At 51.1% G+C, this 15,820-nt stretch carries 18 protein-coding genes and 3 pseudogenes; 10 read left to right on the forward strand and 11 right to left on the reverse strand.

The annotated features are described in order from the left end of the window. The first annotated feature begins 19 nt into the window (after nt 1-19). The 3 genes from HV037_RS20565 to HV037_RS20575 all read left to right on the forward strand — a co-directional run bounded on the left by HV037_RS20565 (nt 20) and on the right by HV037_RS20575 (nt 2,980). Complete coding sequence (locus HV037_RS20565) at nt 20-214, forward strand: YbdD/YjiX family protein (protein ID WP_181500139.1); 195 nt, start codon at nt 20-22, stop codon at nt 212-214. Nucleotides 215-226: 12 nt separating this feature from the next. Next, nucleotides 227-1,183, forward strand: coding sequence for a GTPase (gene yjiA, locus HV037_RS20570; RefSeq protein ID WP_049040419.1), 957 nt, complete (start codon nt 227-229; stop codon nt 1,181-1,183). Nucleotides 1,184-1,369: 186 nt separating this feature from the next. Continuing rightward, nucleotides 1,370-2,980 carry an NERD domain-containing protein/DEAD/DEAH box helicase gene (locus HV037_RS20575; protein WP_249414951.1) on the forward strand — a complete coding sequence of 537 codons (1,611 nt, stop codon included), beginning with the start codon at nt 1,370-1,372 and terminating at the stop codon, nt 2,978-2,980. On the opposite strand, the gene HV037_RS20580 is transcribed toward HV037_RS20575, so the two are convergent. Then, a protein-coding gene (locus HV037_RS20580; RefSeq protein ID WP_103283453.1) for an IS3-like element ISSen4 family transposase occupies nt 2,973-4,093 on the reverse strand; the annotation gives its coding sequence in 2 pieces (ribosomal slippage) (nt 2,973-3,835 and nt 3,835-4,093; 1,122 coding nt in all). The genes HV037_RS20575 and HV037_RS20580 overlap by 8 nt on opposite strands. A 70-nt stretch (nt 4,094-4,163) precedes the next feature. On the opposite strand from HV037_RS20580, the pseudogene HV037_RS20585 reads away from it, so the two are divergent. Continuing rightward, nucleotides 4,164-4,442 (forward strand): annotated as a pseudogene (locus tag HV037_RS20585) (3'-5' exonuclease); the annotation flags it as partial. 307 nt (nt 4,443-4,749) lie between these two features. On the opposite strand, the gene HV037_RS20590 reads toward HV037_RS20585, so the two are convergent. Beyond that, the gene (locus tag HV037_RS20590; RefSeq protein ID WP_016155614.1) at nt 4,750-5,052 is read right to left on the reverse strand and encodes a BrnA antitoxin family protein; all 303 of its coding nucleotides are present in this window, start codon (nt 5,050-5,052) and stop codon (nt 4,750-4,752) included. Then, the gene (locus tag HV037_RS20595) at nt 5,039-5,326 is read right to left on the reverse strand and encodes a BrnT family toxin (RefSeq protein WP_049269953.1); all 288 of its coding nucleotides are present in this window, start codon (nt 5,324-5,326) and stop codon (nt 5,039-5,041) included. The genes HV037_RS20590 and HV037_RS20595 overlap by 14 nt, the downstream gene beginning before the upstream one ends. 231 nt (nt 5,327-5,557) lie before the next feature. Between HV037_RS20595 and HV037_RS20600 the strand changes: the two genes are divergently transcribed. From HV037_RS20600 to HV037_RS20610, 3 genes and pseudogenes are all read left to right on the forward strand, one after another. Continuing rightward, a complete protein-coding gene (locus tag HV037_RS20600) occupies nt 5,558-6,724 on the forward strand; it encodes a restriction endonuclease (RefSeq protein ID WP_019078303.1) in 1,167 nt (388 codons plus the stop codon). Between the two features lie 95 nt (nt 6,725-6,819). After that, nucleotides 6,820-6,975: pseudogene (locus HV037_RS24705) on the forward strand (type I restriction endonuclease subunit R); the annotation flags it as partial. After that, nucleotides 6,956-7,188: pseudogene (locus tag HV037_RS20610) on the forward strand (SymE family type I addiction module toxin); the annotation flags it as partial. The pseudogenes HV037_RS24705 and HV037_RS20610, both read left to right, overlap by 20 nt. Nucleotides 7,189-7,318: 130 nt before the next feature. On the opposite strand, the gene tssD reads toward HV037_RS20610, so the two are convergent. The 7 genes from tssD to HV037_RS20645 all read right to left on the reverse strand — a co-directional run bounded on the left by tssD (nt 7,319) and on the right by HV037_RS20645 (nt 11,858). Further along, entirely contained in the window at nt 7,319-7,810 is a 492-nt protein-coding gene (gene tssD, locus HV037_RS20615) for a type VI secretion system tube protein TssD (RefSeq protein WP_016151575.1), read from the reverse strand. Next, the gene (locus HV037_RS20620) at nt 7,811-8,317 is read right to left on the reverse strand and encodes a hypothetical protein (protein WP_047414535.1); all 507 of its coding nucleotides are present in this window, start codon (nt 8,315-8,317) and stop codon (nt 7,811-7,813) included. Continuing rightward, nucleotides 8,317-8,748, reverse strand: coding sequence for a tlde1 domain-containing protein (locus HV037_RS20625; protein ID WP_249414952.1), 432 nt, complete (start codon nt 8,746-8,748; stop codon nt 8,317-8,319). The genes HV037_RS20620 and HV037_RS20625 overlap by 1 nt, the downstream gene beginning before the upstream one ends. A gap of 205 nt (nt 8,749-8,953) precedes the next feature. Continuing rightward, nucleotides 8,954-10,018: a DUF2955 domain-containing protein gene (locus tag HV037_RS20630; RefSeq protein WP_049041982.1), complete on the reverse strand. Its 1,065-nt coding sequence runs from the start codon at nt 10,016-10,018 to the stop codon at nt 8,954-8,956. Next, on the reverse strand, nt 10,008-11,075 hold the full coding sequence (locus HV037_RS20635; RefSeq protein WP_049041984.1) for an HlyD family secretion protein: 1,068 nt from the start codon (nt 11,073-11,075) through the stop codon (nt 10,008-10,010). The genes HV037_RS20630 and HV037_RS20635 overlap by 11 nt, the downstream gene beginning before the upstream one ends. 5 nt (nt 11,076-11,080) lie before the next feature. Then, nucleotides 11,081-11,545: a MarR family transcriptional regulator gene (locus tag HV037_RS20640; RefSeq protein ID WP_049041985.1), complete on the reverse strand. Its 465-nt coding sequence runs from the start codon at nt 11,543-11,545 to the stop codon at nt 11,081-11,083. Between the two features lie 148 nt (nt 11,546-11,693). Further along, a complete protein-coding gene (locus HV037_RS20645; RefSeq protein WP_016155606.1) occupies nt 11,694-11,858 on the reverse strand; it encodes a DUF1127 domain-containing protein in 165 nt (54 codons plus the stop codon). Nucleotides 11,859-12,035: 177 nt separating this feature from the next. Here HV037_RS20645 and HV037_RS20650 point away from each other — a divergent pair, with 177 nt between their 5' ends. After that, nucleotides 12,036-13,448: a PLP-dependent aminotransferase family protein gene (locus tag HV037_RS20650; RefSeq protein ID WP_047414541.1), complete on the forward strand. Its 1,413-nt coding sequence runs from the start codon at nt 12,036-12,038 to the stop codon at nt 13,446-13,448. A gap of 51 nt (nt 13,449-13,499) precedes the next feature. On the opposite strand, the gene HV037_RS20655 is transcribed toward HV037_RS20650, so the two are convergent. Beyond that, nucleotides 13,500-14,003, reverse strand: a complete 504-nt coding sequence (locus tag HV037_RS20655) for an Rpn family recombination-promoting nuclease/putative transposase (RefSeq protein ID WP_103283452.1) — start codon at nt 14,001-14,003, stop codon at nt 13,500-13,502. Between the two features lie 230 nt (nt 14,004-14,233). Between HV037_RS20655 and HV037_RS20660 the strand changes: the two genes are divergently transcribed. After that, a complete protein-coding gene (locus tag HV037_RS20660) occupies nt 14,234-15,049 on the forward strand; it encodes an AraC family transcriptional regulator (RefSeq protein WP_103283451.1) in 816 nt (271 codons plus the stop codon). Nucleotides 15,050-15,097: 48 nt separating this feature from the next. After that, a complete protein-coding gene (locus tag HV037_RS20665) occupies nt 15,098-15,748 on the forward strand; it encodes a LysE family translocator (RefSeq protein ID WP_103283450.1) in 651 nt (216 codons plus the stop codon). Nucleotides 15,749-15,820 lie beyond the last annotated feature (72 nt).

The raw sequence follows: 15,820 nt of genomic DNA on the forward strand, positions 1-15,820 counted from the left end.
TCGCTTATCAGGATTGTTTATGTTTGGTACTTTAGGTCAGGCAAAAAAATACCTCGGTCAGGCGGCAAAGATGCTGATTGGCATTCCGGACTACGACAACTACGTCGAGCACATGAAGACCAACCATCCCGATAAGCCGTACATGACCTACGAAGAATTCTTCCGCGAGCGCCAGGAAGCCCGCTACGGTAACGGCGGAAGCAGTTGCTGTTAGAAGGAGAAATGAATGACCCCGATTGCAGTTACCCTACTCACCGGTTTTCTTGGCGCGGGTAAAACCACCCTGTTGCGCCATATTCTCAACGAGCAGCACGGCTATAAGATTGCCGTTATCGAAAACGAATTCGGCGAAGTCTCGGTGGACGATCAGCTGATTGGCGACCGCGCCACGCAGATCAAAACCCTGACCAACGGCTGCATTTGCTGTACCCGCTCCAGTGAGCTGGAAGACGCACTGTTAGATCTGCTCGACAACCTCGACAAAGGCGCCATCCATTTCGACCGTTTGGTGATCGAGTGCACCGGCATGGCCGACCCCGGCCCGATTATCCAGACCTTTTTCTCCCATGAAGTGATTTGCGAACGCTACCTGTTGGACGGTGTGATTGCGCTGGTTGACGCGGTACATGCCGACGATCAGATGAACCAGTTCACCATCGCCCAGTCGCAGGTGGGCTACGCTGACCGCATTCTACTGACCAAAACCGACGTGGCGGGTGAAAGCGAGAAACTGCGTGAGCGCCTGGCGCGCATCAACGCCCGCGCCCCGGTGTATACCGTCACGCATGGTGATATCGACCTCTCCCTGCTGTTCGATACCAACGGTTTCATGCTCGAGGAGAACGTGGTCAGCGCCAAACCACGCTTCCACTTTATCGCCGACAAGCAAAATGATATCTCCTCGATCGTCGTCGAGCTGGATTACCCGGTAAACATCAGTGACGTGTCGCGGGTAATGGAAAATCTGCTGCTGGAATCCGCCGAGAAGCTGCTGCGCTACAAAGGCATGCTGTGGATTGAAGGCGAGCCAAACCGCCTGCTGTTCCAGGGCGTTCAGCGTCTGTACAGTGCCGACTGGGATCGCCCGTGGGGCGACGAACAACCGCACAGCCTGCTGGTGTTTATCGGCATTAACCTGCCGGAAGACGAGATCCGAGCCGCGTTTGCGGGGTTGAAGAAGTAAACAGCCGCTCCCTTTTATTTGTGAAAGGGAGCAAATATCTCTGAAACAAATATCTCGCATCACGCTTTCTGTTTGTAATATTGTCTGTTAATGTCATTACCCATGATGAATTCATGTTTTTATTAATATTTCTCGGAATATTAATTTAACATATTTATATAATTTTCATGAATTGGTAGGCGTAACATGGCAATCATTATTCCCACAATAAGCAGTTGTAGCGAGAAAATTACTGCCGGCGAAAAAAGACTGGCAAGACTTCTTGAGGGGGGACTCAGCGAACAGTGTACCTGCTGGTATGACACCCGAATGGGAGACAAGCAAGAGCATCCGGATTTTGTAATTCTAACCCCCGAAAAAGGTTTGTTATTTATAGAAGTAAAAGACTGGTTTATTACAAAAATTAAATCTGCCAACAAATCACATATTCATTATGAAACTAAAGACGGCATTCAACCGTTCAAGAATCCACTCGAACAGGTTCGTCAATATACCTTTCACACTATCAATAGCCTAAAAAAAGATCCGCTGCTTCGCCAGCAACAAGGTGATTATGAAGGCAGCTTTATTATGCCGTATGGATTTGGTGTTTATTTGAGCAATATCACCCGAGCACAGCTAGAAAAGAGTTTTCCACCCGAAGCGATAAATGAACTATTCCCAGCCAGCCAGGTTATTTGCAAAGACGAACTCAGCGAGTTTATGACCAAGGAACAAATCTCTGCCCGGCTCGAATCCCTTCTCAGACATAACTACGCTCATCACACTACACCACAGCAACTCGACCGTATCCGATGGCATCTATATCCCGATGTACGCATTAACGCATCCGTTACGCAGGTTGATCTGAACAATTTTACGTTCCACACCCCCGATGTGGTTTGCATGATGGACAGGAACCAGGAACAACTCGCCAGAAGCATGGGTGCAGGACACCGTGTTATTCATGGCGTGGCAGGATCCGGTAAAACGCTCATTTTGCACCACCGTTGTATTGAGCTTGCCAACAATATTGAAAACACCAAGCCGATCCTGGTGATTTGCTACAACATCACGCTGGCCAAAAAACTCAAATCACAGCTTGAGCAGCACACTTTAAGACTTCCCGTCGAAGTCATCCATTTTCATGCCTGGTGTTATCAACAGTTAAATACACATCATAGTCTTCCGCCGAAAAGTAAAAACTTTATTGAGCTGATGGAAAATGCACTGACGGTGGCATTTGAAGAGGGGATTATAAAACCGGAGCAATACAGCGCAGTCCTAATAGACGAGGGACACGATTTTAAACCGGAGTGGCTGAGAATACTCGCACGTATGCCAGACAACAAAGATAACTCCCTTCTTTTCCTCTACGATGACGCCCAGTCTATCTACCAGAAAAAGAAAGCCCTCGACTTCACACTCTCTAGTGTCAATATTAAGGCCCTCGGCCGCACTACGATCCTGAATACCAACTATCGTAATACCCGGCAAATACTCCATTTTGCCAGCAACATTGCCTTTAATTATCTCAATAATCACATTGAAGAGGCGCTCAAATACCAGCAACCCGATGCTGGAGGCTTGTCCGGCACTTACCCGGCACTGGCCAGCTTTGATAATCAGGACGAGGAGATTACTCACGTGCTCGATTGGGTGACAAAGCAGCGACAACAAGGTATTGCATGGTCAGAGATCGCCATACTGTGCCCTTCAACATACAGCATTTCGGGGATGCTGGGGCCACGTCTCGCGGCGCGTAGCATCCCCTACCAAATTGACCTGCCCCCACGATTAGATACAACACTCAGTTAGTAACGTCGGAATCTTCATTCTCAGAATGACCCTTTCTCCAGCCCGCTGCAAATTCAGACGGTGTCTGATAATTCAGCGTGGAGTGCGGGCGGCATTCGTTATAATCCTGCCGCCAGTCATTAATAATTTTCCTGGCATGAACGATATCGCTGAACCAGTGCTCATTCAAACATTCATCGCGAAATCGTCCGTTAAAGCTCTCAATATATCCGTTCTGCGTTGGCTTGCCCGGCTGGATTAAGCGCAACTCAACACCATGCTCAAAGGCCCATTGATCCAGTGCACGGCAAGTGAACTCCGGCCCCTGGTCAGTTCTTATCGTCGCCGGATAGCCTCGAAACAGTGCAATGCTGTCCAGAATACGCGTGACCTGAACGCCTGAAATCCCAAAGGCAACAGTGACCGTCAGGCATTCCTTTGTGAAATCATCGACGCAGGTAAGACACTTGATCCTGCGACCGGTGGAAAGTGCGTCCATGACGAAATCCATCGACCAGGTCAGATTGGGCGCCGCCGGACGGAGCAGCGGCAGACGTTCTGTTGCCAGCCCTTTACGACGTCTTCTGCGTTTTACGCCCAGGCCACTGAGGTGATAAAGCCGGTACACGCGCTTATGATTAACATGAAGCCCTTCACGGCGCAGCAACTGCCAAATACGACGGTAGCCAAAACGCCTGCGCTCCAGTGCCAGCTCAGTGATGCGCCCTGATAAATGCGCATCAGCAGCCGGACGGTGAGCCTCATAGCGGCAGGTCGACAGGGATAAACCTGTAAGCCTGCAGGCACGACGTTGCGACAGACCGGTCGCATCACACATCAACATCACGGCTTCCCGCTTCTGGTCTGTCGTCAGTACTTTCGCCCAAGAGCCACCTGAAGCGCCTCTTTATCCAGCATGGCTTCGGCAAGCAGCTTCTTGAGTCTGGCGTTCTCTTCCTTAAGCGACTTCAGGCGCTTAACTTCAGGCACCTCCATACTGCCATACTTCTTACGCCAGGTGTAAAACGTGGCATCGGAAATGGCATGCTTGCGGCAGAGTTCACGGGCGGGTACCCCAGCTTCGGCTTCGCGGAGAATACTGATGATCTGTTCGTCGGAAAAACGCTTCTTCATGGGGATGTCCTCATGTGGCTTATGAAGACATTACTAACATCGGGGTGTACTAATCAACGGGGAGCAGGTCAAAATGATTGTGACCAGCGATGACAAAAAGCACTGGTCGCCGCAAAATGATCTCCTTTGTGTAATGCCTTTACCAAGCAGTAAGGGGCTTGAATTTCACTCAGTGGCTATTATGGATGCCGCAAAGGAAAGGGATGAGGAAGATCTGAGTGACGACATCAAGCGTCTGTATGTCGGATTTACCCGCGCGCGCCAGAATCTTTTGGTGACAATGCACGGAACAGGGAGCTTGCGCGACCATCTTATCAACACCTACGAAAATAGCGCAAAGGTGATCTAACGGAGCCACGCCAGGAATCCGTAAACATTCCCCTCTCCCTACAGCGGAGAGGGGCGAATCCTATTTCAACACGCCCTGCTGCGTTACAACCCACTGTTCACTGGTGGTAATCGGTTTGTCATCTCGGCATGATGCCGCAGGTGTTCCACTAATTTGACAGCTGCGGTTATTTTAGCGGAGAACCGCAGCAGAAATAACCTCGCAGATGCCCGGTGGCGCTACACTTATCGGGCCAGGAAATTCCGCTTCCCGTAGACCGGATCAGGCACAGCCGCCATCCGGCACTCACAGTCCCTGCATATTCTGACTATTTCTTATTTTGCTCGCGCAGCATCGCTTCGCGCAAAATGGCATTGAGACGCGTCTGGTAACCCTTCCCGGGGCGCTTCAGCCATTCCATCACATCGGCATCAATGCGCACCGACGCCTGCGTTTTTAACGGACGAAAAAACTTACCGCGAATGGCCTCTGACCACTGCTTATCTTCGGTCACGGGAATGTCGCTGTAATCGATATCATCGTCCGGTTTATTCGCCAGCGCCTTCAGTTCAGCCTCATGCTGAGCACTCAGCGCGGATACGCTGCCGCGTTTATGTTTAACTATGCTCATAACGATTCCTCTCTTTACGATCTGCCTTTCTGGCGCTGATGATACGAATGACTTCAAAGCGACTTTCAAACCTAACGCTATGGGCAACCAGAATAACCACAATGCCATGAACGAGACCAATGGTCTGCCAGCGATACTCACCGTTCTCATACCGCTCCTGCCGCGACAGATGTTGGGGATCGTCGAAAACCAATATTGCGTCCTCAAAGCGAACACCATGTTTACGGTGGTTACTTTGTGCCTTGTTTGCATCCCACTCAAACTCCATTGGCATGTTCTTTCCCTAATTGTATATACAAAAGTGTATATACAATTATCTTACGATTATAGCGAAATTGTTGGAAATAACATCACATTTTGCTTTTAATAGAGTGAAGTTAGTAGGCCGGATAAGGCGCAGCCGCCATCCGGCACTGGCAGTTTTCATTCCGATAAGTGATTCATCCCATGGAATTTTTCATCTGGTATGGCAAGCTATTGCCATTGCACTCGTTAAGGGACCAACGTGAAAAAGTACAAAGTGATTACCCCGCTTTTTCCAACTTATGATCAGACCCGAGCCATGATGAATGCCGTGGCTGGATGTTCAGTCAAAGCGGTGCGTAATATGATCACCGCCATTCAGGAGCAAACGGGTACGCCACAAAACCCGGTTGACTGGTCAGAGCCGGATAACTGGATTAAAGAACGGCTCAGCGGCGAAGATGCCAAAATAGCCTGGCAGATCTGGAAGATGGATAACCATATTCTCAACCCCCGCCACAGCTATGGCTGCTACATGTTTATCAATAACCCTTTGTTCGATCTTATGCAGACCCACGAAGACGGCGGCTGGTACCCCAGCGAACAGGGGCGATTATTTCTGGATAACGATGAAGCCACACTGCGTAAACTCGACGATACAGAAGGCATGTTGCAACTACTGGAACTGCTCGCCGGCCGGGAGCAGGCCAGACGCGCTGATCTTCTACCCGAGTGGCAGGCATTCTTACATCAGCACTCAAAATTTGCCTCCCCCAGTTCAGTCAAAACTACGCTCTACGCCCGGCTGTACAACCTGGTCGAGCGCGATCTGGTAGCCCGTGAAGGGATGAGCTACAAAATTACCGAGGCTGGTCGAAAATGGCTCGGTAAGGCACTGCCTGAACGTCGAACCGATCCACGTAAGGAGTTGCTGGATGCGGTAAAACGCTATAACCAGCAGCAAAAAGAGCTATTGCGCGACCAGCTCTCCACCATGAATCCGTACAAATTTGAACATCTGGTGGCTCAGCTACTTGAAACAATGGGTTACGAGCAGGTTGAAGTGACCAAAGCCTCCGGCGATAAAGGCGTGGATGTGATTGGTAAGGTTCAGGTGGGCATCACCACCATTACCGAAGTGGTGCAGGTAAAACGGATGCAGAACACCATCACGCGCCCGTATATCGATCAGCTACGCGGCGCACTTCCCTACCACAAAGCCATTCGCGGCACGCTGATCACTACCGGCAAGTTTGCCGCCAAATGCGCGGAAGCAGCGCTGTTCCCAGGCGCCGCGCCGATTACCTTAATCGACGGCGATCGCCTGCTGGAGCTGTTGATTGAAAACAACGTCGGCATTCGACGCAGCAACGCAGTGGAATTGCTGGATGTGGATTTACAGCTGTTTGATGAGCTGGAGATTGAATAACGTGCCAGACGCTGTAGCACAGCCATTTCTGTTCATGGCTTGCATAACAATATTGTGTAAAATCAGAGCAATCCCATTATCGGTAGAGAACGGACATGGCTGACCTGAACCTGAGTACCCTGACGGAAGCAGACATCATCACCAAACGCGTAATGCCCGCCATCCTTGACGCTGGCTGGAACGACACAACGCAAATCAGACAAGAGGTCAAACTCCGGGACGGCAAGGTCATCGTACGCGGCAAAGTCGCGTTATCCGGATTACACGCATGTTCCGACAATTATTATGAAAGGCCAGTGGCTGGAGGCAGCCGGTTTCACCACCGGCTGCAAATTCGATGCCAGAGTGATACCCGGCTGCATTGTGCTGACGGCCAAGCTGCCGGAGCCGGAAGAACTAGCGTTATTACATTCGCTGCGTCGGGTGTGCAAGCTGTCCGCACGTAAGCAACTAAGCAACAGTAGGTGCAGGAGTTTATCGACGTAATTTCGGCGAAACCTGTCAGGCAGAAATAACCGCCCGGATGCCAGACAGCGCTCATGAGTATAAGCCCCGTGTATTGATTGTAACATCATTTTATCCGGAGCCGTTTACTCAAGACCCTAAGCGATAATCCCAATCATCATAGTGGACTATATTCCCATCATGATAGTGCCAGGTAATCTTCTTGTAACGGAGCTGAGCAAGTTCAAGATGGGTCTGTTTTTCGTAATAAGGATCTTTAACATCGTGCATCAGTGAAAAAAGCGTAACGACTTTCACATTTTCCAGGGTTATCGTAAAATAGACCTCTTCCTGACCAGCATAATTTATTCGATAGAGGTCAATAACAGCTTTCCTTAATGTTTCTCCGGTACTTAATGATTTGTACAAAAGCACACTAGAAGCATCAATTTCCTTTTCAATTAAAAATGGACGATGTTGGCGTTTATTCAACACCCTCCCATTATGCAAATCAGAGTTGTAGCTCACATTATGATACAGACCTAAAATCTCGATCTGATTTTCACGGTCTTTTACCATCACACTACCTTTGATAATATTTCCAGCATCATCGATTAATGACATATACCCGGGGATAGCCATTTATAAATCCTTGTTAAATGGAATAGAATTCTCAACACTATTGATCATAACCGCAATACACCGCTTCCCTTCTGTCGTTTTGACCTTATACATTTCCCTGATGGAATTAACAAATAGCTTATTCATTTCTTCTTCTGACTCAGGGTAAGAGGTAAATGCGCATATCTGCTCAATATTCAGCAATGGTCTGTTATCGTTGAGGATAGCCAGAACACCGACTGGGTTATGTGGAATGGCTTCAGAGACCGCCCCCTGTAAATCTTCCGCCGTACTGGCATCAACTCCGGATTCAAGAGCACTTGCTACCGTTAACCAGTCATTATTACCTTTGCTAATTTCAGGAATAATATGGTTCCACCATTCTGACTCACTGCCATCATAAAGTTCGTGTACAACGGTATTTGCTCCTTTTTCATTTATCATCTGCAGAAGCTGTGCTGCAGTATGCACTGCAGCACAGGGAGCACCCGAAAGAATAAATAGAAAGGAGATAAAAATAAATTTCATTATCTTACCACCAAAATTGTGTCACCCGAATCGTAAATGGTTTGGCGCTTATCTTGTCCATTCATAATTATACATCCTGCAGATGCCGTTCCCGGTGGCTGCCCTTTTTTATCACCATGAATTTCGAAATGATCTCTGCCAAAAGTATTTGTCCCTGCAATAGGTTCGAGGATAATAGCGGAGGGACTTTTATGATTATTCCATCCAGCAATAAAATAAACGCTTCGTGGAATGGGGCCCTTGTTACGTATGTGTTCACAGTTCGGTTTATCCTTTGATTCACCAGCACCACTGTAGCAATAAGCAATTAATTTACCGTTATGGCTCAGTATACCTGTCGATACTTTATATTCCCATGTCATATGATTTACACCCTTTAAAATATAATAATTATGCTTATCATATTTAATTGTAAAATTAAATATGTTCATAAAGTCACAATTATTAAAATTCAAAATATTTATAATTCATACATCTTTATTTCTCGAACCAATAAATCGTATTCTGAATAATTAGATAACGGGGAAGCAGCAGGCAATCTGAAAACACCCGGTGGCACGACGCTTACCGGGTCTACAAATTCTGCGTCTCATAGGCCGGATAAGGCGCAGCCGCCATCCGGCATTCACTCCCCACTCACTCGGTAATCACAAACCGCGTCGCGGTAAAGCAGTTCAAAACCCGGTGTACCAGAAATACCATCGTTAGCGTTGCCACCAGCGCGACGGTAACAGAGGTGATGCGGTATAAATCGCTGAACACCAGATCGCTGTCCGGATGCAGGTTCTGGCCGAACATAATCCCGATGGTGGTGATACTGGCAAAACCCACCCCCGCGCCGACTTTTTCCATTACGTGCAGGCGGGCGCTGAACGCCAGCCCGAGGCCGATCAGCGGCATCATCAGCAGCATATGGTTGCTGAAATCATAGATAAGCAGTTGCACCAACAGAATATACAGGCAGGCCTGCACCACGCCGACCACGCGCCAGAGCGAGCTCAACACCGCGCCGCGATAGTGCATAGGAAACAGGATCAAAATGCCCGCCATCAGTGCCGACAGCGAATCGCTCAAATCACAGATCTGGAAGATAACAAAAATCATCGTCGCCACCGTACCGGAAAGCAGCGACTCGTGGCGCACCCGGGTGGCATCTTTCTCAATGCGCGGCGGTAGCTGGCGGGGTTCCACGTCCGGGATCAGATAATGCAGCAGCGCACTCAGCGCCACCGCCATGATGCAGGCTTCCATATTGGAGAACATCAGCGTGTGCCAGTTGGTGGTGGGATAGCTCATAAAGTTGAGCATCGTGCTCTGGCACACCACGCCCATCGAACCAAGCAGAAACAGCGGTCCTTTGCTCATCAAGCGAAAACGCATCACATACAGGCCAAACACCACCAGCGTCATAATCAGCGGCCACTGTGAGAGATAGCCGACGATTAGCACCATTTCGACACAGTTCACCGCCGCGCTGAACACGAACTGTTTTGCCACATGGCGGTTGAACACCGGCACCAGCGACAGCAGCATCAGCGGATAAACCACAAAAAATACGCCGTACTGTACGTTGTAGAAGGTCGAGATACTCAGTGCTATCGTCCCGGCAACGGAGATACGCAAGGTCTGGCGAAAATCATTGGCGGTGTAGACAATGTTCCCGTGCGGCGTAAAGACGTGGGCCAGAGTGTTAATAGACATAATGCAGCCAGCTGACGAGGTGGATCTGCGCCCCGGCAAAGGTACGGGCGAACATCCCCTCGCTGTTATACAGCTGCACCGTGGCGCGCGCCCCGGTCGGTAACGGCGTGTCGAGCGGTTCATTCAGTGCAACGTGAATGCGCATACGCTGGGCATCGCGCACCCAGCGGGTGGACTGTTCCGGTTGCGACAGCAGACCGTTAACCTGTTCCTGACCCGCCAGAATACCGGCATCGCTGCTGGTGACGCGGGCAGAGAAAACTTTGCCCGGCAAGGCGTCGAACACCACGGCGGCATCGGTATCTACCCGAGTGTGGCGCAGGCTTTTCTCTCGAAAGTCGGCCACGATATCGGTCTGATGGCTGACCAGCGCCAGCAGCGGCGTGGCTGCGGTAGCGTAAAGTCCGGGACTAAGCTGAAGGTTACTCACCGTACCGTCGGTCTGTGCATACACTTTGCTCCAGCTGACGTTCAGTTGCGCCTCTTCCAGCGCATTACGGTATTTTTGCAGCGTCACGTTACGCTTGTCATCGAGCTCGCCGCGCTGGATCAGCAGGTTCTGAATGCTGGCATTAAGCGCCGCCACCGACTGCTCGCTGGTTTGCCAGGCGGTACGCACCTTGTCGAGATCGGATTGCGACACGTTCTGCATGGTGGCCAGGCGCTGATAGCGGTCAAAGGTGGTCTTATCGTTACGGGCGCTGAATTGCGCGGTACGCAGGTTGGCGCGCGCGGAGGCTATCTGCGCATCCAACTGTTGATTGCTCAACTTCGCCTGCTCAAGGGCGATTTGCGCAGCCTCGACCTTATTGATAAACGGCGTCGGATCCAGTTCGTACAGCAAATCGCCCTTCTTCACCAGGCTATTATTGTGTACATGCACCTGCGAGACGTAACCGGATACGCGTGAGGAAACGGGCGTTACCACGCGCATCACCGTGGAGTCCGGCGTCAGCGGGATCCAGATATCGGCAACGATAAACCAGGCGAATATTACCAAGAAAGCGGCAATACTCACCCTTACCCAACGGGCAAATTTTTGTTCTGGGGTCATCATAGTTTTTAGTGTTGATTGTCTTCTTCGCGGATTGTCCGCAAATTGCAGGCGAGTTGATTTAAGGTCGCGCTGAATGAGGCAAGCTCCGCTTCGGGAATGGTGCAGGTGACGCGATGTTGATATGTCTCAATCACCCGGTTAAGTTCTTCAAGCCTTGAGCGGCCTTGCGCGGTCAGCGTTAGCAGACGGATGCGTTTGTCATAAGGCGATGTGGAACGCAGCAGATAGCCCTGCTTTTCCAGCTGAGAAAGGGTGCGCATCAGCGGCGGCAGTTCAATGCCCTGCATTTGTGCCAGTTCACTGACCGATACGTTGTCTCCCAGTTGATACAGTTGCATCAGTACCGTCCAGCTTGACTGCGTCAGGCCAGTATCAGTGATGGCAGCATCAATAATGGCCCGCCACTGACGTACCACCATAGCCATGCGCATCCCCATCGGACGGCGGGCAAACAGTTCATCTTCCGTCATCTTACTTTCCCCTCATCGCTGAGAAGAAAATAATGCTTATCAGGGTAAGTATCAAGAAACAGACTGTCCAGAAGCATGAATTGATAAATATTGTGAATATAAAAGAGGCCGGGGCGATAACCCTCCAGCCTCTGTCGATGGAAGAAAATCACTCCACCTGATCGCGTCGCAACCCGACGTCCCGCAGCCGCTCATTACTCATCTGTTGCAATACGCGCCGCGTTTGCGCCCGTAACCGCCACGCCTTATATGCCCGCCAGATCAGAACAAACCCAATAAATGGCTGCTTTGCTTTATTCTCATGAAATTCCATACCTTGCCTCCCCGCCTTGTCTGAGGCTTTATCTTCACGGATTTGGCCCTAAGCAATACAGACTCACAAAGTACTTTTATTTAACATACAGATTGGTTAAAAAGGGTTCTGCATCGCTTTTTTCACGCCAATCTGTACTGGTTTTTTAATCTGTATGATACCCATGAGGGATACAGCATGACGCGTTATCAACATCTGGCCAATCTGCTGGCCGAACGCATTGAGCAGGGGTTGTATCGCCATGGCGAAAAACTGCCTTCGGTACGTAACCTGAGTCAGGAGCACGGGGTTAGTATCAGCACCGTCCAGCAGGCGTATCAGATGCTGGAACAGCGGCAACTGATCACCCCGCAGCCGCGTTCCGGTTATTTTGTCGCGCCGCAAAAAGCGCTGCCGCCCGTACCGCCGATGTCACGCCCGGTGCAGCGTCCGGTCGAGATAACGCAGTGGGATCTGGTGCTGGATATGCTAAAAGGGCATAGCGATAAATCTGTGATCCCCTTCAGCAGCGGCGCACCAGATGTCAGTCAACCGAGCCTGAAACCGCTCTGGCGCGAACTCAGCCGCGTAGTGCAGCATAACCTGAAGGCAGTGCTGGGGTACGACAAGCTTCCCGGCAGCCAGGATCTGCGCCAGCAGATCGCCCGTCTGATGCTGGACAGCGGTTCACTCCTCAACGCCGATGATATTGTGATAACCAACGGGAGCCAGAGCGGAATGTCGCTGGCGCTGCTGGCGGTTTGTCAGCCAGGGGACATTGTCGCCGTTGAATCCCCCACCTACTACGGCACAATGCAGCTACTGCGCGGCCTGGGGATCAAGGTGATTGAGATCCCAACCGATCCGGATACCGGGATCAGCATTGAAGCGCTGGAGCTGGCGCTGGATCAGTGGCCGATCAAAGGCGTGCTGCTGGTACCCAACTGCAACAACCCTCTCGGGTTCATTATGCCGGATGCGCGTAAGCGGGCGGTGCTCGCCCTCGCCCAGCGTCACGACATCGTCATTTTTGAAGATGATGTGTATGGCGAACTGGCCACAGAGTATCCGCGCCCGCGTACGATCCACTCCTGGGACAGTGACGGCCGGGTAATACTCTGCAGTTCGTTTACCAAATCCGTAGCCCCCGGACTGCGCGTGGGTTGGGTGGTTCCCGGTCGCTATTACAACAAACTGCTACACATGAAGTACGCCGTCATTGGTACTAACGTTCCCGCTACGCAGCTGGCAGCAGCCTCCTTTGTACGCGAAGGTCATTACCATCGGCATATCCGGCGTATGCGCCAGATTTATCAGCGTAATATGGAGATCTACACCTGCTGGGTACGGGAATATTTTCCCTGCGGGATCTGCGTCACTCGACCGAAAGGCGGCTTTATGCTGTGGGTCGAGCTGCCGCTCCAGGTCGATATGGTCTGCGTCGCTAAGCAGCTCTGTCGCCTGAAAATCCAGGTCGCACCGGGATCGCTGTTCTCCGCTTCCGGAAAGTATCGCAACTGCGTACGCATCAACTGCGCGTTGCCGCCAAACGAGAAGCATCAGGAAGTGATGCAAAAGCTCGGCGAGGCGGTAAAGATGGCGATAGAGTAAACCGGACCGCCCGGTGATTCCGGGCAGGCGATTATACGATTTAAGTCATATCTAATGACTTAAACCCTGAATATCTTCTGCGGAAAGCCGGGTAATTTTTTGTACCGTGCAGATATCAATACCGTCTGCCAGCATGGTGCGGGCAATACGGAGCGCCTCATCACGTCGTCCTTCTATAAGCCCTTCTTGTCGTCCTTCCTGTAACCCCTCTTGTAACCCTTCCAGCCTGCCTTTTTGTAGCCCTGCCTCATGCAATCTGTCGGCGATCGTCATCAAATGCTCCTTATACTGCGGTGAACGTTCGGCAACCTCACGAATAAACTCACTGAATCGAGGCGCATCGCCAGTTCGTAAAATATAATTAAACAGCGTCTTTCTCTGGCTGTCATTAGTCAGTCCGGTAAGTAGCAGGGAAACAATTTGCTCGACCAGCCCCATTAGGTCGCGCAGCGAAGCGGGAAGATGTATTTGTAGAAAATCCCGAGCTGTCTCAGGGTGGCGCAAAAAGGTTTTAAAGACCGCATCATGCGGGGTGGAAGTCGGTGCTTTGTTCATGGAGATCCATCACCTGGAAATAAGATGCCGTGACTGTAGCGCTGGTAAACCACACCCTCACCTGTAACTTTCTCTCTTTGCGAGGCGATTTCCGGGATAAAAACGCCCCTTTGTAACGTCTGCATTTGTCTGGAACGCATCACGCAAAATCACGACTTCAATGCACATTCCCGCTTTTTCACCGCAGGGCCTGTGCTATAACAAGTCATCACTTTCATGGAGGACACTATGTGACGCATACCCGGGATATTCCACAATCGTTCTGGCGTGATGAGCAACTGCCGTGGCTGGAGCTTCGCAGCACCTGGCAAAGTCAGCAGGCCTATAAGCGCCATCACCACTCTCAGCTCTCGATTGGGGCAATTCTCGAGGGAGGAACCTGCTGCCTGTGCGATGACAAGGAATACCATCTGAAGGTGGGCGATCTCATTGTGATCCCACCACTGGCACCTCACAGCTGTAATCCCGTCAACGGGAAATTTCGCAGCTATCACATGCTTTATCTTGATGCCCGGTGGTGTCTTGCCCATCTGCCTACGCTGAACAGCAATCAACGGCTTTGTACGCGCACTCCTGTTATCCGCGATCCGCAATTATTCCAATGCTACATGCACCTTGTGGCGCTCATGCCGCAACGGCAAACGACGCAGATAACTGATGCCGCACAAGCATTGCTGCGCTCGCTGCCATTGCAGTCGGTAACACCGGAAAACCTAAGCGTCACCAGCCAGTATCTGCGCGAGCGGTTGCAGTCCAGTTTGCTCTCCCCACCCTCGCTGGATGAGCTGGCAAATGAGTGTCACATGCGTAAAGAGACGCTGATTCGGACCTTTAAGCAGGACACCGGGCTGACGCCGGGAAATTATCTGAACATCATGAGGATTGACTATGCCCGTCAGCGGCTACGGGCCGGGGACGAGATTGTCGATGTCGGCTACCAGAGCGGGTTTGCCGACCAGAGCCATTTCCATCGCACCTTTGTTCGCTACACAGCAGCCACACCGCGCCAGTACGCACTGGGACGATCAATATCAGACAATAATTAGCGTTGCGTCAGGCGTACGCTGATCTCTGTTTCATTTTCTGAGGTCGCTATGTCGCTGCTTGCTGAACTTTTTCCGTCTGCTTTTCCCGCGCTGGCGCTGGCGCATTTTGTTGCACTACTCAGCCCAGGGCCGGACTTCTTTTTACTGGTCGGTTACGCCGTACGTTACCGGATGCGCGGCAGCGCCGGACTGTGCGTGGGGATCGCCATCGGCAACGGGCTGTATATTCTGCTGGCGATTATTGGTTGGGGGATCCTGCGCCAGCTTCCCCTGCTGTTTACGGTTATTGAGCTGCTGGGCGCGCTCTATTTATTATGGATTGGCAGCCTACTGATACGCAGCCGCCCGCAAACCCTGACCGGAGCAGACGCCCAGTCTACCTGTCCAGGATTTGGCAAACAGCTGCTGCTGGGATTAGGTTCGTCGTTGCTCAACCCAAAAAATGCGCTGTTCTATCTGGCGCTAATGACCGCCCTGCTCGGCCCGTCGGTGACGCTGCTGCAACAAACCATGAGCGGGATCTGGATGACCAGCGTGGTGTTGTTCTGGGATCTGCTGATCGTGATGTTCATCGGCTTACCGCAGATCCAGCGGCGGTTAACCCGAGGGATATTGTGGATCGAGCGTATCGCTGGCGGCGTGTTGATCATCTTCGGCAGTGCGATCGCGCTGCGTTTTCTGCAGAGCGTCACTTTCTGATAAGCGTGACGATTTTCTGCAAATAAAGCGGATAAACTCGTTTAATTAATATCCAATCCGCATTACACTTTG

It is taken from the genome of Citrobacter sp. RHBSTW-00017, assembly GCF_013797615.1.
In the GTDB taxonomy this organism is placed as follows: domain Bacteria; phylum Pseudomonadota; class Gammaproteobacteria; order Enterobacterales; family Enterobacteriaceae; genus Citrobacter; species Citrobacter braakii.